General features: G+C 68.1%; 17 protein-coding genes and 1 tRNA gene. 8 read left to right on the top strand and 10 right to left on the bottom strand.

Features of this window, described 5'->3' with window-relative positions; genetic code table 11:
* Window positions 1–210: 210 nt before the first annotated feature.
* From Acor_RS21955 to Acor_RS21925, 7 genes are all read right to left on the bottom strand, one after another.
* The gene (locus tag Acor_RS21955; RefSeq protein WP_155338584.1) at window positions 211–843 is read right to left on the bottom strand and encodes an RloB family protein; all 633 of its coding nucleotides are present in this window, start codon (window positions 841–843) and stop codon (window positions 211–213) included.
* A complete protein-coding gene (locus Acor_RS21950) occupies window positions 788–2,200 on the bottom strand; it encodes an AAA family ATPase (protein WP_246238932.1) in 1,413 nt (470 codons plus the stop codon). Before Acor_RS21950 ends, Acor_RS21955 begins: the two co-directional genes overlap by 56 nt.
* A 157-nt stretch (window positions 2,201–2,357) precedes the next feature.
* Window positions 2,358–2,429, bottom strand: a tRNA-Val gene (locus Acor_RS21945).
* A gap of 145 nt (window positions 2,430–2,574) precedes the next feature.
* Window positions 2,575–3,579, bottom strand: coding sequence for an ROK family protein (locus tag Acor_RS21940; RefSeq protein WP_155338583.1), 1,005 nt, complete (start codon window positions 3,577–3,579; stop codon window positions 2,575–2,577).
* Between the two features lie 474 nt (window positions 3,580–4,053).
* Complete coding sequence (locus Acor_RS21935) at window positions 4,054–4,482, bottom strand: peroxiredoxin (RefSeq protein WP_155338582.1); 429 nt, start codon at window positions 4,480–4,482, stop codon at window positions 4,054–4,056.
* A 73-nt stretch (window positions 4,483–4,555) separates the two neighbouring features.
* Complete coding sequence (locus tag Acor_RS21930) at window positions 4,556–4,981, bottom strand: DUF3052 domain-containing protein (RefSeq protein WP_218034408.1); 426 nt, start codon at window positions 4,979–4,981, stop codon at window positions 4,556–4,558.
* Window positions 4,982–5,105: 124 nt separating this feature from the next.
* Complete coding sequence (locus Acor_RS21925) at window positions 5,106–5,513, bottom strand: secondary thiamine-phosphate synthase enzyme YjbQ (protein ID WP_155338580.1); 408 nt, start codon at window positions 5,511–5,513, stop codon at window positions 5,106–5,108.
* Between the two features lie 395 nt (window positions 5,514–5,908).
* Here Acor_RS21925 and aceE point away from each other — a divergent pair, with 395 nt between their 5' ends.
* Window positions 5,909–8,656 carry a pyruvate dehydrogenase (acetyl-transferring), homodimeric type gene (gene aceE, locus Acor_RS21920; protein ID WP_155338579.1) on the top strand — a complete coding sequence of 916 codons (2,748 nt, stop codon included), beginning with the start codon at window positions 5,909–5,911 and terminating at the stop codon, window positions 8,654–8,656.
* Window positions 8,657–8,705: 49 nt separating this feature from the next.
* Here the strand turns inward: aceE and Acor_RS21915 are convergent, their stop codons facing one another.
* Complete coding sequence (locus tag Acor_RS21915; protein ID WP_155338578.1) at window positions 8,706–9,767, bottom strand: hypothetical protein; 1,062 nt, start codon at window positions 9,765–9,767, stop codon at window positions 8,706–8,708.
* On the bottom strand, window positions 9,764–10,288 hold the full coding sequence (locus Acor_RS21910; RefSeq protein ID WP_155338577.1) for an RNA polymerase sigma factor: 525 nt from the start codon (window positions 10,286–10,288) through the stop codon (window positions 9,764–9,766). The genes Acor_RS21915 and Acor_RS21910 overlap by 4 nt, the downstream gene beginning before the upstream one ends.
* A 172-nt stretch (window positions 10,289–10,460) precedes the next feature.
* Between Acor_RS21910 and Acor_RS21905 the strand changes: the two genes are divergently transcribed.
* The 7 genes from Acor_RS21905 (at window position 10,461) to Acor_RS21875 (ending at window position 17,790) form a co-directional block, all read left to right on the top strand.
* On the top strand, window positions 10,461–12,062 hold the full coding sequence (locus Acor_RS21905) for a S1 family peptidase (protein WP_170317029.1): 1,602 nt from the start codon (window positions 10,461–10,463) through the stop codon (window positions 12,060–12,062).
* Window positions 12,063–12,181: 119 nt separating this feature from the next.
* Entirely contained in the window at window positions 12,182–12,742 is a 561-nt protein-coding gene (locus Acor_RS21900; RefSeq protein ID WP_155338575.1) for a hypothetical protein, read from the top strand.
* On the top strand, window positions 12,739–13,773 hold the full coding sequence (locus Acor_RS21895; protein ID WP_246238928.1) for a peptidoglycan-binding protein: 1,035 nt from the start codon (window positions 12,739–12,741) through the stop codon (window positions 13,771–13,773). Before Acor_RS21900 ends, Acor_RS21895 begins: the two co-directional genes overlap by 4 nt.
* A 142-nt stretch (window positions 13,774–13,915) precedes the next feature.
* Window positions 13,916–14,596 (top strand): ABC transporter ATP-binding protein, encoded by a 681-nt coding sequence (locus Acor_RS21890; RefSeq protein WP_155338574.1) that lies wholly within the window; start codon window positions 13,916–13,918, stop codon window positions 14,594–14,596.
* On the top strand, window positions 14,589–15,779 hold the full coding sequence (locus Acor_RS21885; protein WP_155338573.1) for an ABC transporter permease: 1,191 nt from the start codon (window positions 14,589–14,591) through the stop codon (window positions 15,777–15,779). The genes Acor_RS21890 and Acor_RS21885 overlap by 8 nt, the downstream gene beginning before the upstream one ends.
* 35 nt (window positions 15,780–15,814) lie before the next feature.
* Window positions 15,815–16,468 (top strand): response regulator transcription factor, encoded by a 654-nt coding sequence (locus Acor_RS21880; protein WP_155338572.1) that lies wholly within the window; start codon window positions 15,815–15,817, stop codon window positions 16,466–16,468.
* Entirely contained in the window at window positions 16,465–17,790 is a 1,326-nt protein-coding gene (locus tag Acor_RS21875) for a sensor histidine kinase (protein ID WP_155338571.1), read from the top strand. Before Acor_RS21880 ends, Acor_RS21875 begins: the two co-directional genes overlap by 4 nt.
* Here Acor_RS21875 and Acor_RS21870 read toward each other — a convergent pair.
* Complete coding sequence (locus Acor_RS21870) at window positions 17,765–18,493, bottom strand: helix-turn-helix transcriptional regulator (RefSeq protein WP_155338570.1); 729 nt, start codon at window positions 18,491–18,493, stop codon at window positions 17,765–17,767. The genes Acor_RS21875 and Acor_RS21870 overlap by 26 nt on opposite strands.
* Between the last annotated feature and the right edge of the window lie 17 nt (window positions 18,494–18,510).

Raw genomic sequence — 18,510 nt, 5'->3', positions numbered from 1 at the left:
AGACGACTTCCGCAACCCGCTGATCGCTCTCGGTCTCACGATGTGAGAACTCCTTCAGCCCTGCCCCCCTACGTCATCAAAGTTGCCCGGACGAGCTCCCCTGCCGCATTACAGCAAGGTCGTCACGCTAAGTCGTTGACCATCACGCGTGCGAACTCAGACACGACGCTACTTCCACGCTGGGTCAGACCACCGTCCACCCGCATCCCGCTATTCGTCCGAAATGGCCCGGACAAACTCCACGAGTTTCCATACGGAGGTGGACGGGTTTCTCATGTGGTCCTTTCCCTCGGGCTCGATTGCCCTGGCACGCCGACAAGCATCGTCAATGCCATCCACAAAGTCCGCGATCCTGGTGCCTCCTTTGCTCCACCCCGGCACCACGCGCTTCAGCGCCTTCTCGACTTCACCCGCCGCCTGGAAGGGAGCCCGATGATCTTTATGGTGCAATAGAAGCCAGAAATCAAAGCACGGAGTGGAGAGCGCCAGCCGAACGTTGATGCCCGCCTTCGCCAGCATCCTCTCGGTGAGCTTAGGTTCGAGCTCCGTGTCGAGGACGCACCACACTTCATCGCTGTCGTCATAATCATCAGTGCGCCGGCGTCGCTGGGCCTCCTCTATGACACCGAGGTGGTCAATCTTCGGGTTGACCACGTCGAGCACCGGCCCACCACGCGTACGCATGCCCAGGAAGTAGCGTTCCTCAGTTTCGCCTTCACAAAGAATGAGGAATCGCTTGCGCTCAACCCGCGTACCGGAGGAACGACGCTCAAGGAACGACCTTCGCTCAATCGACGATCGACGTGTGAGGCCCTTGTTGTCCTTGGGCTGCCGGGGAGACATGTTCCGAATCTACACGTGTGGCGAGCGCCGTCATGAAGAGATTGTCGTCCACATTCGGCACAGCACCATATCGACCGGTAAGGTAGCGACGCTCTCTGTTGTCCTCTTTGCGTGGCTTGAAGTCTGTTAGCGGGAAAAGTTGGGTTCCACCGTCTTCGCTCTTTTCAGTGAACCAGATCTGATCACGTCTGAGCACGTCTCGGCCCTGCACCCGACCGAGCAGCGCCGAGTCATGAGTGGCGAAGATGAGCTGCGCACCACGCGGATTGGTGACCGGGTCCTGGAAGAGCTGAATCAGCTTTGCGCTCAGATAGGTATGCAGGCTGGCATCCAACTCGTCCGCGAGGAGAACACTCCCGTATTCCAAGACTGGCAGCACCGAGATAGCAAGTTGAAACATCTGCTGGGTGCCCTCGGACTCTTCATGCAGAGGAAGAGTGAACTCACCGCCACCGCATACATGCCGGAATAGTAGCCTTGTCTGACGCTGCGGCGTGAGGTCCCCTCCGAGTCTTTGCCTTCGCGCAACCCGCGAAGCCAGCTCCTCATCAGTCTCTTCGACGATCTCAAAGTCTGCTATACCCGTATCCGCAGCACGCATCAGATTCGCTATGCGCTCCTGAAGCTCAGGAGCCCCCAAGGAGCCCAGCTTGTTTGTGAGCACTCCTCTATTCATGTTCACCGAGGGTGACCGAAAGCGGTGGGCAGCGAACCAACCGTAGACGGGTCGCAATATTTCCTGACGAGCTCGGGCCCCCACCGACAGAAGAAGCACATTTGGCTCTACGAGCTCCTGCAAGCTCTTAATTGAGTCAGGAGTGTCCACTCCATACGTGAAGTGGCTGCCATTGCGCTCGAAGATTTTGCGTTCCCGCTTAAGTGGGTAGCTATACAGCCACTCCTCAATCACAGCGGCATCATCAACGGCAAATCCGTAAGTGTAGCGAACTCCGTCGATGGACAAATCCACTACATAGCTGGAGGGCTCAGCACCGTTGAGTGCGAACGGATTACGCCGCAGCCCTCCCCCGGGTTCGTTCTCACGGAAGGACCATCTAACGACATAAGCCATATATCGGATCGCATCAAGCACATTGGACTTCCCCGATGCGTTCGACCCAAAGATCGCTACAACGGGTACCGCCAGCCGCTCTTCGCCGGGAGCATCCTGCTCGTCGTAAGCGGGCGTCAGCAGCAGCTGCTGCTCCTCACGCAACGACCGATGATTGGCCACGCGAAAACTAAGCAACATTCCGCCTGTCACCCCCTCCTGGAGAGACTCCCAGCCTACATCGTGCGGAATATCAACACGGAAGATCGCGAACCATGCTGCGCCCAGTGTGCTACCGGTGAACACTCACAGGCCCATCGACAGGTTCCACATCTACAGCCGCCGTCGGCTCACCGCTTGGCCTCGCTGGGAGAGAACGTCGACAAGCGATGGGTCAGTGAACGCGGTAGAGACCTGACACAGAAAAACCCTCCACCTGTTTCCGCAGGTGAAGGGTTTATTGTGGGCGGTACTGGGTTCGAACCAGTGACCCCTCGCTTGTAAGGCGAGTGCTCTACCGCTGAGCTAACCGCCCCTGAGCCGGTTACACCTTACGGTACCGAAGGTGCTGTCGGCACATCGGTTTGGCACGCGACAACACTCGAACCGGTGGACTTGATGAGACTCGTCTGTGTAGTCCGTATGCGGCCCGGTAGGTAGGGGTCTGCCACAGGACCCGTTCATGGTGACCTCGTCGGCGTTGCCCGGAGGTCCGGGCGCCAGGAGGATTCGCCGGCGGCCCGCCAGCCCAGGATGGCCGCGCCCAGCATTCCGGCCTGTACGCCGAGCTGGGCCTGGCGGAGGGGTGGCGGCTTGCGGAAGGACAGGCGGTCGGCCAGGCGTTCTGCGAGGGGGTCGAGGATGACGGCGCCGGCTTCACCCAGGCCGCCGCCGATGACGATCATGGAGGGGTCGAGGAGGAGCGTGTAGGAGGCCAGGGAGATGGCCAGCGCGTCGATGGCCTCGTTGAGCACCTCCGCCGCCGCGGTGTCGGTGGCGGCGCGCTCGACCACTTCCTTGGCCGTCACAGCGCCCTGGGACCGGGCCTGCGCGTTGTTCGGCTCAGCGAGCGTGACGCTCTGCTCGGGGGTGGTGGCGATGCGGGCGGCGTAGCGGCGGGCGAGGGCTCCGGCGGAGGCGTAGGTCTCCAGGCAGCCGCGCTGGCCGCAGGCGCACTTCTCGCCGTCCGGCCACACCGCCGTGTGGCCGATCTCACCGCCCCAGCCGTTCGCTCCCCCGTACGGCTCACCGCCGACGACCACCGCCCCCGCGATACCCGTCCCCAACGGAAGAAACAGGAAGTCGGCCACCCCACGCCCGGCCCCGAAAACGCTCTCGGCCAGGCCGCCAGTCCGCACATCATGCCCAAGCACGGCAGGTATCCCATTCGGCACGAATGACGAAACCGGAACGTCTCGCCACCCGAGGTTGGCCGCGTAAAGGGCAACCGCCTCGGACACGATCCCCGGCACGGCCAAGCCGACCCCGGACGGCGCCATCCCGAATGTCGCGGAGCCAGCCGCCGCCAGTTCCGCCACATATGTCCGGATCCCGGCCACCACCGAATCCGGCCCGGCCTCCCGCCCGGTATCCCTCCCAGGGAAAACCGTCACCTCGCCGGCAAACGTGACGAGGCCGCCCTTCATCGATGTCCCGCCCACATCCAGGGCGACCACGTAGCTCACCGGCACATCGTGCTCAATATCCCGCCGATTGCCAAATCACCCGCCTTGCCACTAAAGGCCGGGATTGGCACCGCCCGAGGTCACTTACGGCCAAGCACCCGGTTCAGCGCCGCTTCGACCTCCGCTGACAGCGCCGACAAGTCAGGCGTTCCCGGGCTCGATGCCTGCGCGAGCCGTACCAACCCGCAAGCGCGGCACTCGACCTCGCCAAGCCGGCAGATAAGGGTAGTGGACGTGCACGTCGCGCAAGCGTCCAGATCCAGGTCGGGGGCACGTTGGCAGTCCGGGCAGACCAGGACCTGCGCTTCGTGGCGCACGCCGCGTTTCCAGGGGCTGGCGCCGCGGACGGGGTCGGTCTGCCGGGCCCCGCATCGATAGCAGGGCATATTCGCCTCCCACAAGGCAAATCGGGGCAAAAGTTGATATATCCGGACCGAAACGGCCATATCGGGTTAGCGGCGGGAATCGCCGTGGTCACAGTTGGGTGAGTACCTTGCGGTACTCGGTGACGTCCCGTGGCTGGCCGATCGCGGTGACGATCCGCCAGCGGAGCACGCCCTCGCCGTCAAGGATGAAGGTGCCCCGGCGCGCGACGCCCTTCTCCTCGTCCAAGACACCGTACGCCCGCGCGACCTGACCATGGGGCCAGAAATCCGAGAGGAGGGAAAACGAGTACCCCTCGCGATCCGCCCAAGCGCGTAGTGAAAATATCGAATCCACCGAAATCGCCAGCACCCGTGCCTCGACGGCGGCCAGCTCGCGGAGCTCGCCCTGGCAGATTCCGGTGAAGGCGGCCGGAAAGAAGACGACTACGACGGGCTCCCCCCGGAGCCCGGACAGCCGGACGGGTGTGCCGTGATGATCCTTCAGTTCGAAGTCCGGCGCGATGCCCCCGATCTCCACCGCGACACCCCCTCAAAGTCATAGAGAACCTGCCGTACGGCAGGCGCCGTACGGCAGGGACGACCAGGCGACGTTAGCGGCGGGCCTTGAAGACGAGCCTCGTGCCCGACCAGTCCTGAGCCGCACTGATGCTGCTCGTCTGGGAGAGCCCGGCTGTCGTGGCGTCCTCGCCGATGTCGCTCGGCTCAACATGGCCGGGCCGGCCCGCCTTGGGCGTCAGGAGCCAGATCTGGCCTCCGTCCGCGAGGGCGGTCATGGCGGCGGTGAGGGCGTCGAACAGATCGCCGTCGTCGTCGCGCCACCACAGCAGCACCACGTCGACGACATCGTCGTAGTCCTCGTCCACCAACTCGTTGCCGGTCAGCTCTTCGATGGACTCGCGCAGTGCGTCGTCGCTGTCCTCATCCCAGCCGACTTCCTGCACCACCTGACCCGGCTTGAGGCCAAGTCGTTCGGCCAGGCCGCGCTCGCCCTGCGCCTGACCCGCGGTCGCGCTCACGTTCATCCCTCCTGCTTGGCTTGACCCCGCCGGAAACCTCTGCGGGTATCGTTCGGCACAGTCCACACGCTGTGACCCATCGTCGTCAACGGTCGCCACGGTCAGTGACCCGCACCGTTATCTGCTAGCTGGACAAAAACGACAAACGGACACGTCGTTCCGGGTTGTCGATATTGAGGTCCACCACCGCTATCGACTGCCAGGTGCCGAGCGCCAGCGTCCCGGCCAGCACCGGAATAGTCGCGTACGGCGGAATCAGGGCGGGCATGACATGTGACCGTCCGTGACCCCTGGATCCGTGCGCGTGGCGCCAGCGGTCGTCCGCGGGCAATAGGTCGCCGAGCGCGGCCAGCAGATCCCGGTCGCTGCTCGCGCCGAGCTCCATCAGCGCGATGCCGGCCGTGGCGTGCGGCACGAAGACGTGCAGCAGGCCGTCGCCACCGCATTCGGCCGCGAACTGCTGGCACTCCTCGGTGATGTCGTGCACCTGCTCCCGTGAGCCGGTTCGCACGTCTATTACCTGAGACCTCACATCGGGATCCTATGCCCTCGCTGAGCTGCGATGACGAACGCGCCACCTCTTCGAGAATGCCGAAATTCCCGTTGAATGCGCGCCAGGTGGGTACGTGGCAGTGTGAGCGGGTAGGGGCCGTACCGGCTGCGTAAAGGAAGTTTTGCGGAGCCGGAAGATCAAGTGACAGCGCTAGAATCGCCCGCCGACCGGAGCCACGTTCACATTCGCGGCCCCCCGGTGTGCACGGTTGGCGAAAAACGTCCTACCATCGGTGGTCTAGGCCACAGCCCCCGGTCAGCAGCGGGGACATCTTGGTTTACCGGGAAGTAGAAGATGCGCTTTCCGGGGCGACGAGCCAGGATGGAAGCCGAACCCTAGACCGACAAAAGTCCATCCTCGGAAGGCGAGACCCAGTGGCTTCCGGACGCCAGCGTTTCTCGATCATCAGCGACGGCCTACCCAGCCAGGTGCCTGATGTCGACCCCAGCGAGACCCAGGAGTGGCTTGAGTCGCTCGACAACGTCGTCAAGGCGGAGGGCAGAACCAGGGCCCGCTACCTGATGCTCCGGCTGCTGGAACGCGCCCGGGAACACCAGGTGGGCGTGCCGGGATTGCGCAGCACGGACTACATCAACACGATTCCGCCCGAGCGCGAGCCGTGGTTCCCCGGCGACGAGTATGTCGAGCGCCGGATCCGGGCCTACATCCGGTGGAACGCCGCCGTGATGGTGACGCGCGCCAACGCCAGGACCAACGTGGGCGGGCACATCGCCACCTATGCGTCGGCCGCCTCGCTGTACGAGGTGGGGTTCAACCACTTCTTCCGCGGCAAGGACCACGGCGAGTCCGGCGACCAGGTGTTCTTCCAGGGGCACGCCGCGCCGGGCATCTACGCCCGCGCCTTCCTGGAGGGCCGCCTCACCGACGCCCAGCTGGACGCGTTCCGGCAGGAGCTGTCGCACGGCATCAAGGGCCTGCCGTCCTATCCGCACCCGCGGCTGATGCCGGACTTCTGGGAGTTCCCCACCGTATCCATGGGCCTGGGGTCCATCGGGGCGATCTACCAGGCCCGGTTCAACCGCTACCTGAACGACCGCAAGATCAAGGACACCTCGCGTAGCCACGTCTGGTGTTTCCTCGGCGACGGCGAGATGGACGAGCCCGAGTCGCTCGGCGCGATCGGCCTGGCCTCGCGCGAGGAGCTGGACAACCTCACCTTCGTCATCAACTGCAACCTGCAGCGGCTCGACGGCCCGGTGCGCGGCAACGGCAAGATCATTCAGGAGCTGGAGTCGTACTTCCGCGGCGCCGGCTGGAATGTGATCAAGGTGGTCTGGGGCCGGGACTGGGATCCGCTGCTCGCGGCCGACGTGGACGGCGCGCTGGTCAACCAGATGAACACCACGCCGGACGGTCAGTTCCAGACCTACTCGGTGGAGTCCGGGGAGTACATCCGCAACCACTTCTTCGGCGGCGACCCGCGGCTGCGCAAGATGGTCGAGCACCTGACCGACGACGACATCCGCAAGCTGTCCCGCGGCGGCCACGACTACCGCAAGGTCTACGCGGCGTTCAAGGCCGCCCGTGAGCACGTCGGCCAGCCGACGGTCATCCTGGCCCAGACGATCAAGGGCTGGACCCTGGGCAAGGACTTCGAGGCGCGCAACGCGACGCACCAGATGAAGAAGATGACCAAGGCCGAGCTGAAGGAGTTCCGCGACCGGCTCTACCTGCCGATCCCGGACAAGGATCTCGAAGGCGACATCCCGCCCTACTTCCACCCGGGCGAGGACAGCGACGAGATCGCCTACATGAGGGAGCGGCGCGCCGCCCTGGGCGGTTTCCTGCCCAAACGGGTGATCCGCGCCAAGCCTCTCAAGCTGCCCGGGGACGACGCGTACAAGCAGCTGGCCAAGGGGTCGGGCAAGCAGAACGTGGCCACCACGATGGCCTTCGTCCGGCTGCTCAAGGACCTGATGCGGGACAAGGAGATCGGGCACCGGTTCGTCCCGATCATCCCGGACGAGGCGCGCACGTTCGGGCTGGACGCCATGTTCCCGACCGCCAAGATCTACTCGCCGTACGGGCAGACGTACGAGGCGGTCGACCGCGACCTGCTGCTGTCCTACAAGGAGTCCACCGAGGGCCAGATCCTGCACGAGGGGATCAGCGAGGCCGGTTCGATGGCCTCCACGATCGCGGTCGGCTCGGCGTACGCGACGCACGGCGAGCACATGATCCCGATCTACATCTTCTACTCGATGTTCGGCTGGCAGCGCACCGCCGACCAGATGTGGCAGCTGGCCGACCAGATGGGCCGGGGCTTCCTGCTCGGCGCGACGGCGGGCCGGACCACGCTGAACGGCGAGGGCCTGCAGCACGAGGACGGCCACACCCCGCTGATCGCCTCCACCAACCCGGCCGCGGTCTCCTACGACCCGTCCTGGGGGTTCGAGGTCGCCCACATCGTCAAGGACGGCCTGCGCCGGATGTACGGCGAGCGCCAGGAGAACGTCTTCTACTACCTGACGATCTACAACGAGCCCTACCCGCAGCCCGCGGAGCCGGCCAACGTGGACGTGGAGGGCCTGCTGAAGGGCCTCTACCTGTTCGCTCCGGCCTCCGGGAGCGGCCCCAAGGCCAACATCCTGGTGTCCGGCGTGGCGGGCCCCTGGGCGCTGGAGGCGCAGCGCATGCTGGCCGAGGAGTGGGGGGTGGCGGCCTCGGTCTGGTCGGCCACCTCGTGGACGGAGCTGCGGCGTGAGGCGCTCGCGGTGGAGGAGCACAACCTGCTCAACCCGGACACCGAGCAGCGGGTGCCGTACCTGACCAGGAAGCTGTCCAACGTGCCTGGGCCGTTCGTGGGCGTCAGCGACTACATGCGGGCCGTGCAGGACCAGATCGCGCAGTGGGTGCCGGGCGACTGGACCTCGCTGGGCACCGACGGGTTCGGCCTGTCGGACACCCGGTCGGCGCTGCGGCGGCACTTCCACGTGGACGCGGCGTCGATCACGCTGGCGGTGCTGACCCAGCTGGCGCGGCGCGGCGAGCTCAAGACCGAGCTGCTGCGGGACGCGATCGCCCGCTACCACCTGAAGAACGGCGTGACCGAGGTCGGCGCTCCGGCGGAGACCAACGACACGGAGACGATGGGCGTCTGAGTTCGTGAAGGAGGGCGCCGCCTGAGGCCGGGCGGCGCCCTTCGTCATGTCAGGAGAAGCACTTCGCCGAGATGGTCGGAGGGTCCGGCACCGTCGGCTCGCAGCCTGGCGGGATCTTCGGGCTGTCGTCGGTCCAGCCCGCCGCAGAAAAGACCATCTCGATGAGGGGCGTCTCTCCGGGCAGGTCACGGGCGTTGGGGATGAAGGGACCCGGCGCCTTGCGGTAGGCGCGCAGGGCCGCCACCCGTCCGGTGGCGCGGTCGATCACGAGGTCGTCGATCGTGCCGCCCATCTGCTCGGGCCGGGTGAGCACGACCGTGTCCGCGTCGGCGCGGACCTGGACTCCGGGGAGGTCGGCGAGCAGCCGGTAGAAGGCTCCCCGCGTCTGGTGGGTGACCGGCAGCTGGGCCAGCGTGTTCACGCTGATGCCCCACAGCCAGTCCATCTGGTAGGAGTCCCCATCCCGTTCATGCGGTTTGCGGTAGTAGGTGAGCAGCTTGGCGCGGAGTTCGGCTGGGTCGCCGGGGAATTCCATGGAGGGGACGCCGGTCGACGGCCAGGCGGGCCGCACGTCCAGCCCCTGGCCGCTCCGGACCATGAAGCTGCCCGGCCAGATGTCGAACCTGGTCTTCTCGCTAAGGGAGGTCAGCGGGGACGGGCAGTCCTTGGGGCAGTTCTCCCAGGCGACTCGGTCGGCCTCCGCCAGCGGGGTGGCGGCGGCGAGCCGGTTTTCCCTGATCAGCTGGCCGGCGCCGCGCCATTCCACGACGTCCGTGCGCAGTCTCTGGTAGTTGCCGGTGAGCAGCGGTCCCAGGCCGTACTCCTGGTACTCGACGCGCCAGTAGCGGCCGGTGGTGGGTTCCGGGCTGCCGGACGCGCGCTCGGCCACTTCCGCCACGGGATCCACCGGGTGGGGTCCGGCGGGCCGGATCAGCTGGGGCACGGCGGCGATGGCGACGGAGAGCACGGCGGTGGCGATCGCCGGGACCAGCCAGCCGAAGCGCGGCCGGCGGCGGGCCGCCAGGATTCTGGCTCTGGTCTCGGCGGTCCTGACCGGGTCGTCGGGGGGCACGTCGGGCATCACGCTGTTGATGAGGTCGATCTCGTTCATTCGGGCACCCCCAGGGACTCGCGCAGCTTGGTTCTGGCCCGGTTGAGCCGGGAGGCCACCGTGCCGTAGGCGACGCCGAGCGCCTCGGCGACCTCCTGATAGGTGAGGCCGCCGTACGCGATGAGCAGGATCACGTCGCGTTCCCCTTTGGACAGGCCCGCCAGCGCCCCAGAGAGCCGGCCGACCGTGGTGACGGCGGTGATGCGGTCGAGCACCTGTTCGTGCGCGTCATCGCCGGGGGGCGGCCCGGCGCGGGCCAGGGCGCGGTAGCGGCGGAGTTCGGCGCGGCGGTGGCGGCCGATGAGTTTGGTGGCGATGCCGTACAGCCAGGGGCGGATCGAGCCCTGGGCGGGGTCGAAGCGGTGGCGGAGCCGGAACGCGATGAGGAAGGTCTCGGCGGCGAGGTCTTCGGCGACGGCGAGGTCCAGCCGCCGACCGATATATCGGCGGATTTCCTGGTAGTGCGCGTCGAAGACGGTGCCGAATCCCGGGTCGGCGACCGTGACGGCGGGGGGAATCATGCAAGGGGCTCCCTTGCCGGAAGGACAGGTCATCCCTTGTTGCCCGATCGACGGGCACCCTTCCGGGGAATCCCCGCCAAGTCAGTCACAAGTGATGGACAAGCCCACTGAATCACCATCTAGACCTGTGAACCTCAGGAACATCATCGTCGCAACGGCGACGGTCCTCGCGGTGGCGACTCCCGCATACGCCGATGACGACATTCCCGTCGGCACGGTTCTCGCCGCGAAGACCCATCCCGCCGTCCAGCTCACCAGCCTCACCTTCACCGGTCAGGTGGTCGTGCCCACGCCCGAGATCAACCAGGGCCCGTTCAACCAGCTCGTCCAGCAGACCACCGACGCCGTGATCAACGGCAGGATCTCCAACGACGAGCAGAGCATCGCCAAGTACCTGTTCCAGCGGATGGGCGCGAACGTCGACCGGTACATCCGGCCGGTCGCGCCGAACCGGGTGGTGGAGGCCGAGGTCGGCGGCATGTGCACCGGCTGGTGGGTGACCCCCGACGGGTACATGGTCACCGGCGCGCACTGCGTCGAGATGAGCGACCAGGCCCTCGCCGACACCTTCGCCCAGCAGGCGCTCACCAAGTTCGCCGAGGAGGACGCCCAGACCGTTCTGGCGGACCTGCGGAGCTTCGAGGCGGACGAGGAGATGCTGAAGCTGGCCCAGCAGCTCTACGTCACCTTCAACAGCAACCACCTCAAGATCGAGAACTTGCAGAAGAGCATCGCCGTGGTGCAATCGCTGCCCGGCGGCGGCGTGGACAAGACCGCCAAGCCGGTCCCGGCCGAGCTGGTCTCGGTCGGCGAGAGCTACCCGGGCAAGGATTTCGCGCTGCTCAAGGTGAACGGCCAGCAGAATCTGCCGACGCTGCCGCTCGGGGAGGACTCCGACGTGCAGACCGGGACGACGCTGTACATCAGCGGCTTCCCCGGGCTGGTCACCAACACCCCGTTCTTCAGCCTGGAGTCCAAGCTGGAGCCGGCGCTCACCGAAGGGCCGTACAACGCCAAGCGGAGCACCCAGGAGGGTGTGCCGTACATCCAGACCCAGGCGCCGTCGTATCACGGCAACTCGGGCGGCCCGGTGTTCAGCCGGGAGGGCAAGGTGATCGGCATGCTGATCGCCGGCACCGTCAGCGAGGGCGGCGAGGCGTCGGAGAACGAGAGCTTCGTGCTGCCGGTCAGCATCATCAAGGAGAAGCTCAACGAGAAGAACATCAAGCCGGCGGCGGCGCTCACCACGACCGAGTACAACGCCGCGCTCGACTCGTTCTTCAAGCGCCACTACGCGGAGGCGCTGCCGAAGTTCCGGGAGGTGCAGGCGCTCCACCCGAACCACCCGTATGTGGCGAAGTACATCACCGAGTCGCAGCAGGGGATCTCCTCCGGCAAGGACGAGTCGCCGCAGCCGATCATGTTCTGGGTGCTGGTCGGCGGGGGCGTGCTGCTCGCCGTCGTGGTCGGCCTGGTCCTGCTCAGGGTGCTGGTCAAGCGCGGCCGCCGGTCGCGGACGTCCGTCTCGTACGGTCACCAGGCGCCGCAGTACGTCCCGCCGTCGCCCTACCTCCAGCACATGCAGCCGTACGCGTTGCCGTCGTCGCCGGAACCGGTGAGCGACGCCACGCAATATGTCCGCCCCGCGCAGTACGGTCGTCCAGCCGACCCCTACGCGCAGCAGCAGCAACCGCAGCCGCGTGAGGTCGCCGACCTGGAACGGGAGCTCGCCGAGCTCCGCCGCCAGCTCGGCAACCGGCCTCCGGGGGCCTGAATAAAACGCGAAAGGCCTGCCGTACTCCCTTGCGGCGGGCCTTTCCTGATTCCCGGGTAAGAAACGCATAAACAAATTCGCTTAGCGCATGTTTAACGGGGTCCTTCTATACATTTGCCATGGCAGAAAAAGGACTCAGAATCGCCGCGCTGGTCGCGATCCCGCTCTTCCTGGCCGCCTGCGGGAGCCAGGCCCCCGAGACCGGCATCGCCTCCGCGGCCGGCGCCACCACCTCCGCGACGGCCGCGCCGTCCCCCACCAGCAGCGGCGACGCGCTCAAGTTCGCCCAGTGCATGCGGGAGAACGGCGTCGACATGCCCGACCCCGAGCCGGGCGGCAACCAGGTGATGATCCGGCAGAAGAAAGGCCAGGAGGCGGTCACCGAGAAGGCGCTCAAGGCCTGCGAGCAGTACCAGCCGGTCATCGACGCCAAGAAGGTCGACGACGGCAAGCTGCAGGACTCGATGATGAAATTCGCGCAGTGCATGCGCGACAACGGCGTCGACATGCCCGACCCGCAGGTGGAGGGCGGCCGGGTCAAGATGGGCGGCCCCGGCATGGACCCGGAGTCGCCCACCACGAAGAAGGCCATGGAGATCTGCCGCCCCCTGATGGGGAACGGACCCGGCGGATCCGGCGGCGTCGGCGGACCCGGCGGCGGCGGCGGCGGCGGCCAGTGAGGCGTCGCGGCCTGCTCGCCGGCGCGGTCGCCGCCCTCGCCCTGGCGGGCGGAGGTGTGGCGGCGGCCTCCCTGTCCGGCGCGGCCGGCGCCCCGTCGGAGTCGGCCGGCCCGCCGCCGAACGCGACCGCCGAGATCACCCGCTCCGACCTGGTGGACAGCAAGACGGTGGACGGCACCCTCGGGTACGCCGGCCGCCGAATCCTCCCCAACCAGGCCACCGGCACGGTGACCAGGACCAGGGCCGAGGGCAGGGTGGTCCGGCGCGGCGGCTGGCTGTATTCGGTGGACGGACGCCCGGTGAGTCTGCTGTACGGATCGATCCCGATGTACCGGGCCCTGTCGCAGGGTTTCGAGGGCAAGGACGTCGAGCAGCTCGAACGGAACCTGGCGGCGCTCGGGTACGAGCCGGGGACGGTGGACGAGTACTTCTCGTGGGTCACCGCGCGGGCCGTACGGGACTGGCAGGACGACCGCAACCTGGCCGAGACCGGCACGGTGGACGCGAGCCAGGTCATCATCGCCTCGGGCCCGGTCCGGATCGCCGAGGTCACCGCCGAGAAGGGCGACCGGGCCGGCCAGTCGGTGGTGACCACGACCAGCACCAAACGGGTCGTGCACATCGACCTGCCCGCCTCCGACCAGCAACTGGCCCGGCTGGGGGCGAAGGTCACCCTGGAGATCCCGTCCGGCGGCACCGCGAAGGGCACCATCACCGCGATCGGCACGGTGGCCGAACCCCCCGCCCAGGACGGCGGCGAATCCACCATCGACGTCGAGGTCACCGCCGAGGGCAGACTCGGCCGCCTCGACCAGGCCCCGGTCACCGTCGACCTGCAGAGCGAACGCCGCGAAAACGTCCTCTCGGTCCCCGTCGAAGCCCTCCTCGCCCTCCGCGAAGGCGGCTACGGCATCCAGGTCGCCGGCACCGGAATCGTCGCCGTCGAAACCGGACTGTTCGCCTCCGGCCAGGTCGAAATCACCGGCGAAGGCCTGACCGAAGGCATGAAAGTCGAGGTCCCAGCCACATGAGCTGTGTTTATGGCCGAGCCTCCGGCTCGGCGGGCTTGGCCGCTGGGGAGCCTGTGTCTTCCCTCCTCTCTCCGGTCGCTGCGCTCCCTGCGTTCGTCAGTCCAGACACAGGCGCGGCCAAGCCGGAGTGGGGGGTGGGGCGATGAACGCGCCGGTTATCGAGTTGGTGGGTGCCACGAAGACCTATCCGGGGGATGTGCACGCGTTGCGTGGGGTCGATTTGGAAGTGGGGGGTGGGGAGCTGGTGGCGATTGTCGGGCCTTCGGGGTCGGGGAAGTCCACCATGCTTCATCTGATCGGGACGCTTGATCGGCCTTCGTCGGGGATTGTGCGGATCGCCGGGTATGACGTGGCCAAGTTGTCCGATCGGGAGTTGTCGGCGCTGCGGTCCCGGCATATCGGGTTCGTGTTTCAGTCGTTTCACCTGTCCGACGGCTTTGCGGCGCTGGACAACGTCGCCGACGGGCTCCTGTACTCGGGAGTGCCCAGGCGGGAGCGGCGGGAGCGGGCGGCCGAGGCGCTGAAGCGGGTCGGGCTGGGGCATCGGCTCGATCACCGGCCCGCGCAGCTGTCGGGGGGTGAGCGGCAGCGGGTGGCGGTGGCCAGGGCGGTCGTCGGGGAGCCGTCGCTGCTGCTGGCCGACGAACCGACCGGGAACCTGGACTCGGCGTCCGGCGCGGACGTGCTGGAGATCCTGCGCGAGCTCAACGCGGCCGGGACCACGGTCGCGATCATCACGCACGACAACGACGTGGCCGCCGCCGCGCCGCGGCGGATCCGGTTGCGGGACGGCCGGATCGTGCGGGAGGTGGCGCATGGCTGACCGGCTGAGGCCGGGACGGCTCGCCTGGGGCGACCAGGTCCGGGTGGGCGCCTCCGGGCTGCGCGCCCGCCCGGCCCGGGTGATCCTGTCGGCGCTGGGCATCGCGATCGGCATCGCCACCATGGTGGCCGTGGTCGGCATCTCCTCCTCCAGCAAGGCCCGCCTGCTCGCCGAACTCGACGAACTGGGCACCAACCTGCTGCGGGTGACGCCCGGCCAGACCCTGTTCGGCGATGCCGCCAACCTGCCGGAGGAGTCCCTGGCCATGGTCCGCCGGATCGGCCCGGTGCTCACCGCCGGTTCGACCGGCGACACCGGCGAGCCGGTGTTCCGCAGCGACCGCATCCCGGCCACCCAGACCGGCGGCCTGGCCGTCCGGGCGGCCTCGCTCGACCTGCTGGACGCCCTGCGGGGCGCGGTACGGCACGGCGCCTGGCTGAACGAGGCGACGGCCGCCCAGCGTGCCGTGGTGCTCGGCTCGGTCGCGGCCCAGCGGCTGGGCCTGCGGGTCGGGCACCAGGTGTGGATCAAAGGCCAGTGGTGGACGGTGACCGGCGTCCTGGACTCCGCGCCGCTGGCCCCGGAGATCGACCGTTCCGCGTTGATCGGGTACGCGGCGGCAGGGGCGTACCTGCGGTATGAGGGCTATCCGACCACGATCTACACCCGCTCCGAGGAGTCGGCCGTGGCACAGGTGCGGGAGGTGCTGCCGCGCACCGCCAATCCGGAGCATCCGGAGGAGGTCACGGTCAGCCGTCCGTCCGACGCGCTGGCGGCGCGGGCGGCGGCGGACGGCGCGTTCACCAACCTGCTGCTGGGCATCGGCGCGGTGGCGCTGCTGGTCGGCGGTGTCGGGGTGGCCAACACGATGGTCATCTCGGTGCTGGAACGGCGGCGGGAGATCGGCCTGCGCCGCTCGCTGGGGGCGACCAAGGGCCAGGTGCGCGGCCAGTTCCTGACCGAGTCCCTGCTGCTGTCCGCCCTCGGCGGGGTGGCGGGCGCGCTGCTCGGCACGCTGGTCACGGTCGGCTACGCGGCCTGGCGGGACCTGCCCGCCGTAGTGCCCCCGTGGGCGCTCGGCGGCGGCCTGGGAGCGACGCTGCTGGTCGGCACAGTGGCCGGGATATATCCCGCGATGCGGGCGGCCCGAATGTCTCCCACGCTCGCCCTCAGCGCCGCTTAGGCCCTGTTTAACCGACTGACGGGAGTATGTGCCCCATGCGGGTGCTGATTGCCGAAGACGAACGGGTGCTGGCCGACGTGGTGGCGGCCGGTCTGCGCCGGGAGACGATGGCGGTGGACGTCGTCTACGACGGGGACGCCGCGCTGGAACGGGCGACCACCCACGACTACGACGTGATCGTCCTGGACCGGGATCTGCCGTCGGTGCACGGCGACGAGGTGTGCCGCCGCCTCGTCGCCGGGCGGGTGACCGCCCGGATCATCATGCTGACCGCCTCAGGCGACCTGCGCTCCAAGGTCGAGGGGCTGACCCTGGGCGCGGACGACTACCTGCCGAAACCCTTCGACTTCCCGGAGCTGGTGGCCCGGCTGCGGGCACTGGCCCGGCGCACCCCGCTGGCGGTTCCGCCGGTGCTGTCCCGGGCCGGGGTCACCCTCGACCCGGCCCGGCGCGAAGTCTTCAGGGACGGCAGGTATGTCGCGCTCAGCCCGAAGGAGTTCGCCGTCCTGGAGGTCCTGCTGCGCGCCGGCGGCAACGTCGTCAGCGCGGAGGACCTGCTGGAGAAGGCCTGGGACGAGAACATCAGCTACTTCACCAACTCGGTCCGGGTGACGGTCATGACCCTGCGCAAGAAACTCGGCAGCCCGGCGGTCATCGAGACCGTGACCGGCGCGGGATACCGGCTGTGAACGGCCACAAGCTGCCGGTCCGCTGGCGGCTGACCGTCGTGTACGGCAGCCTGCTCTTCCTCACCACCGGCGTCCTGATGACCATCAACTACCTCATGGTCAACCAGATCCTGACCCAGCGGTTCACCTTCAAACTGCCCCCGGTGAAGGGCGTGATCGACAACCCCGGAGCGCCGCCGCCACTGCTACCGGACCGGATCTACTACATCCAGACCGCGGTCAAAGACGAGATGACCCGCTACGTCGACCTGGTCACCAGCTCCCTGCTGCAGTGGTCCATCCTGGCCACCGCGCTGATCGGCCTGGCCGGGCTGGCGATCGGCTGGATCATCGCCGGGCGCGCCCTGGCCCCCCTGCTCACCGTCACCGAGACCGCGCGCCGCCTCTCCGGCAGCACCCTCCACCAGCGCATCTCGATGGACGGCCCGCGCGACGAGATCAAGGACCTGGCCGACACCTTCGACTCCATGCTGGAACGCCTCGACCAGGCCTTCGACACCCAGCGCCGCTTCGTCGCCAACGCCTCGCACGAGCTCAAGACCCCGCTCGCGATCAACCGGGCGCTGCTCCAGGTCGGCATGGCGGACCCGGTGGTGCCGCGCGCGCTGCGCCCGATCCGGGACGAGTTGCTGGCCGCCAACTCCCGCCAGGAACAGCTGATCGAGGGCCTGCTCACGCTGGCCCACAGCGAGCGCGAGCTGCTCACCCGGCAGCCCGTGGACCTGCGCGACCTGTCCGAACCCGCGCTGCTGGCGCACCGGCTGCCCCGGCCGCGCGGCTGGCGTCCCGCGCCCTGCGCCGGCGACGCCGTCCTGCTGGAACGCATGATCGCCAACCTGGTGGACAACGCGGTCAAGTACAACGACGATCGGGGCGTGGTGAGCGTCCGGACCGGCTCGGACGCGATGGGCGCCTTCGTCACCGTGGAGAACACCGGCCCGGTGATCGCCCCCGCCCAGGTGCCCGCCCTCTTCGAGCCCTTCCGCCGGCTGGCGGCCGACCGCACCGGCTCGGCCAAGGGCGCGGGCCTCGGCCTGTCCATCGTCCGCGCGGTCGCCCGCGCCCACGGCGGCACCGCCGACGCCAAAGCCCTCGACAGGGGCGGCCTCCGGGTGACCGTCACCCTGCCCCTCCGCCCGGCCGCCAGTCCGGCCGACCACGAAGCCGACCGCAGAGCCGGCCTGGATGCCGGCCTGGATGCCGGCCTGGATGCCGGCCTGGATGCCGGCCTGGATGCCGGCCTGGATGCCGGCCTGGATGCCGGCCTTTATGCCGACCGCGAGGTCCCCGCCGGGCTCAGTCGAGCGCCGGATAGAGGGTGACCATGTCCGGCACGTGCGAGGCGAAATCCGCCATCCGCCGGGCCGGCACCCGCTCCGCCGTGACCTCCGCCGAGCGGATCCGGTCCAGCCGGAACACCCGCACGTCATCCCGTAACCGGCACCACGCCACCAGATACCAGACCCCGCCGCGCCCGCCGACGAACACACCCGGCTCGACCACCCGTCTGCTCACCGCGCCCCGGACGTCGCCGTATTCGAGCTCAAGCACCACCCCGGCCAGCAGCGCTCCCTCGATCACCCGCGCCAGCGGCCCCACCGTGCACGGCTCCTCCGGCTCCTCTGGATCCGACGTGCTGGACAGCAGCTGCACCCGCCCGGCCAGCTCCCTGGCGCGGTCCCCGTCGGCGGCCGGCATCGCGGCCATCAGCTTCCGCATCGCGCTTCTGGCCTGGTCGGCGAAGGGCTGGTCGCCCGACCGGTTCAGCGCGATCGCGATCGCCACCGCCTCCTCCGGGCTGAAGTTGAGCGGCGGCAGCGACATCGACCGGTCGAGCACGTATCCGCCCAGGCGGCCACGCTCCGCGTAGATGGGCACCTGGGCCTCCTGCAGCGCCAGGATGTCGCGCTCGATCGTGCGCGCGGTCACGGCGAACCGCTCGCCCAGTTCGCGCGCGGATCGGGGCCGCGGCGACACCGCCCGCAGAAGTTCGACGATCGCGTAGAGCCGGTCGGTACGGTTCACACGCCGAACATTAGAAA

Source organism: Acrocarpospora corrugata (genome assembly GCF_009687845.1).
Taxonomy (GTDB): domain Bacteria; phylum Actinomycetota; class Actinomycetes; order Streptosporangiales; family Streptosporangiaceae; genus Acrocarpospora; species Acrocarpospora corrugata.
The sequence above is the reverse complement of the archived record's forward strand: the minus strand, read 5'-3'. Positions and strand labels throughout refer to the sequence as shown.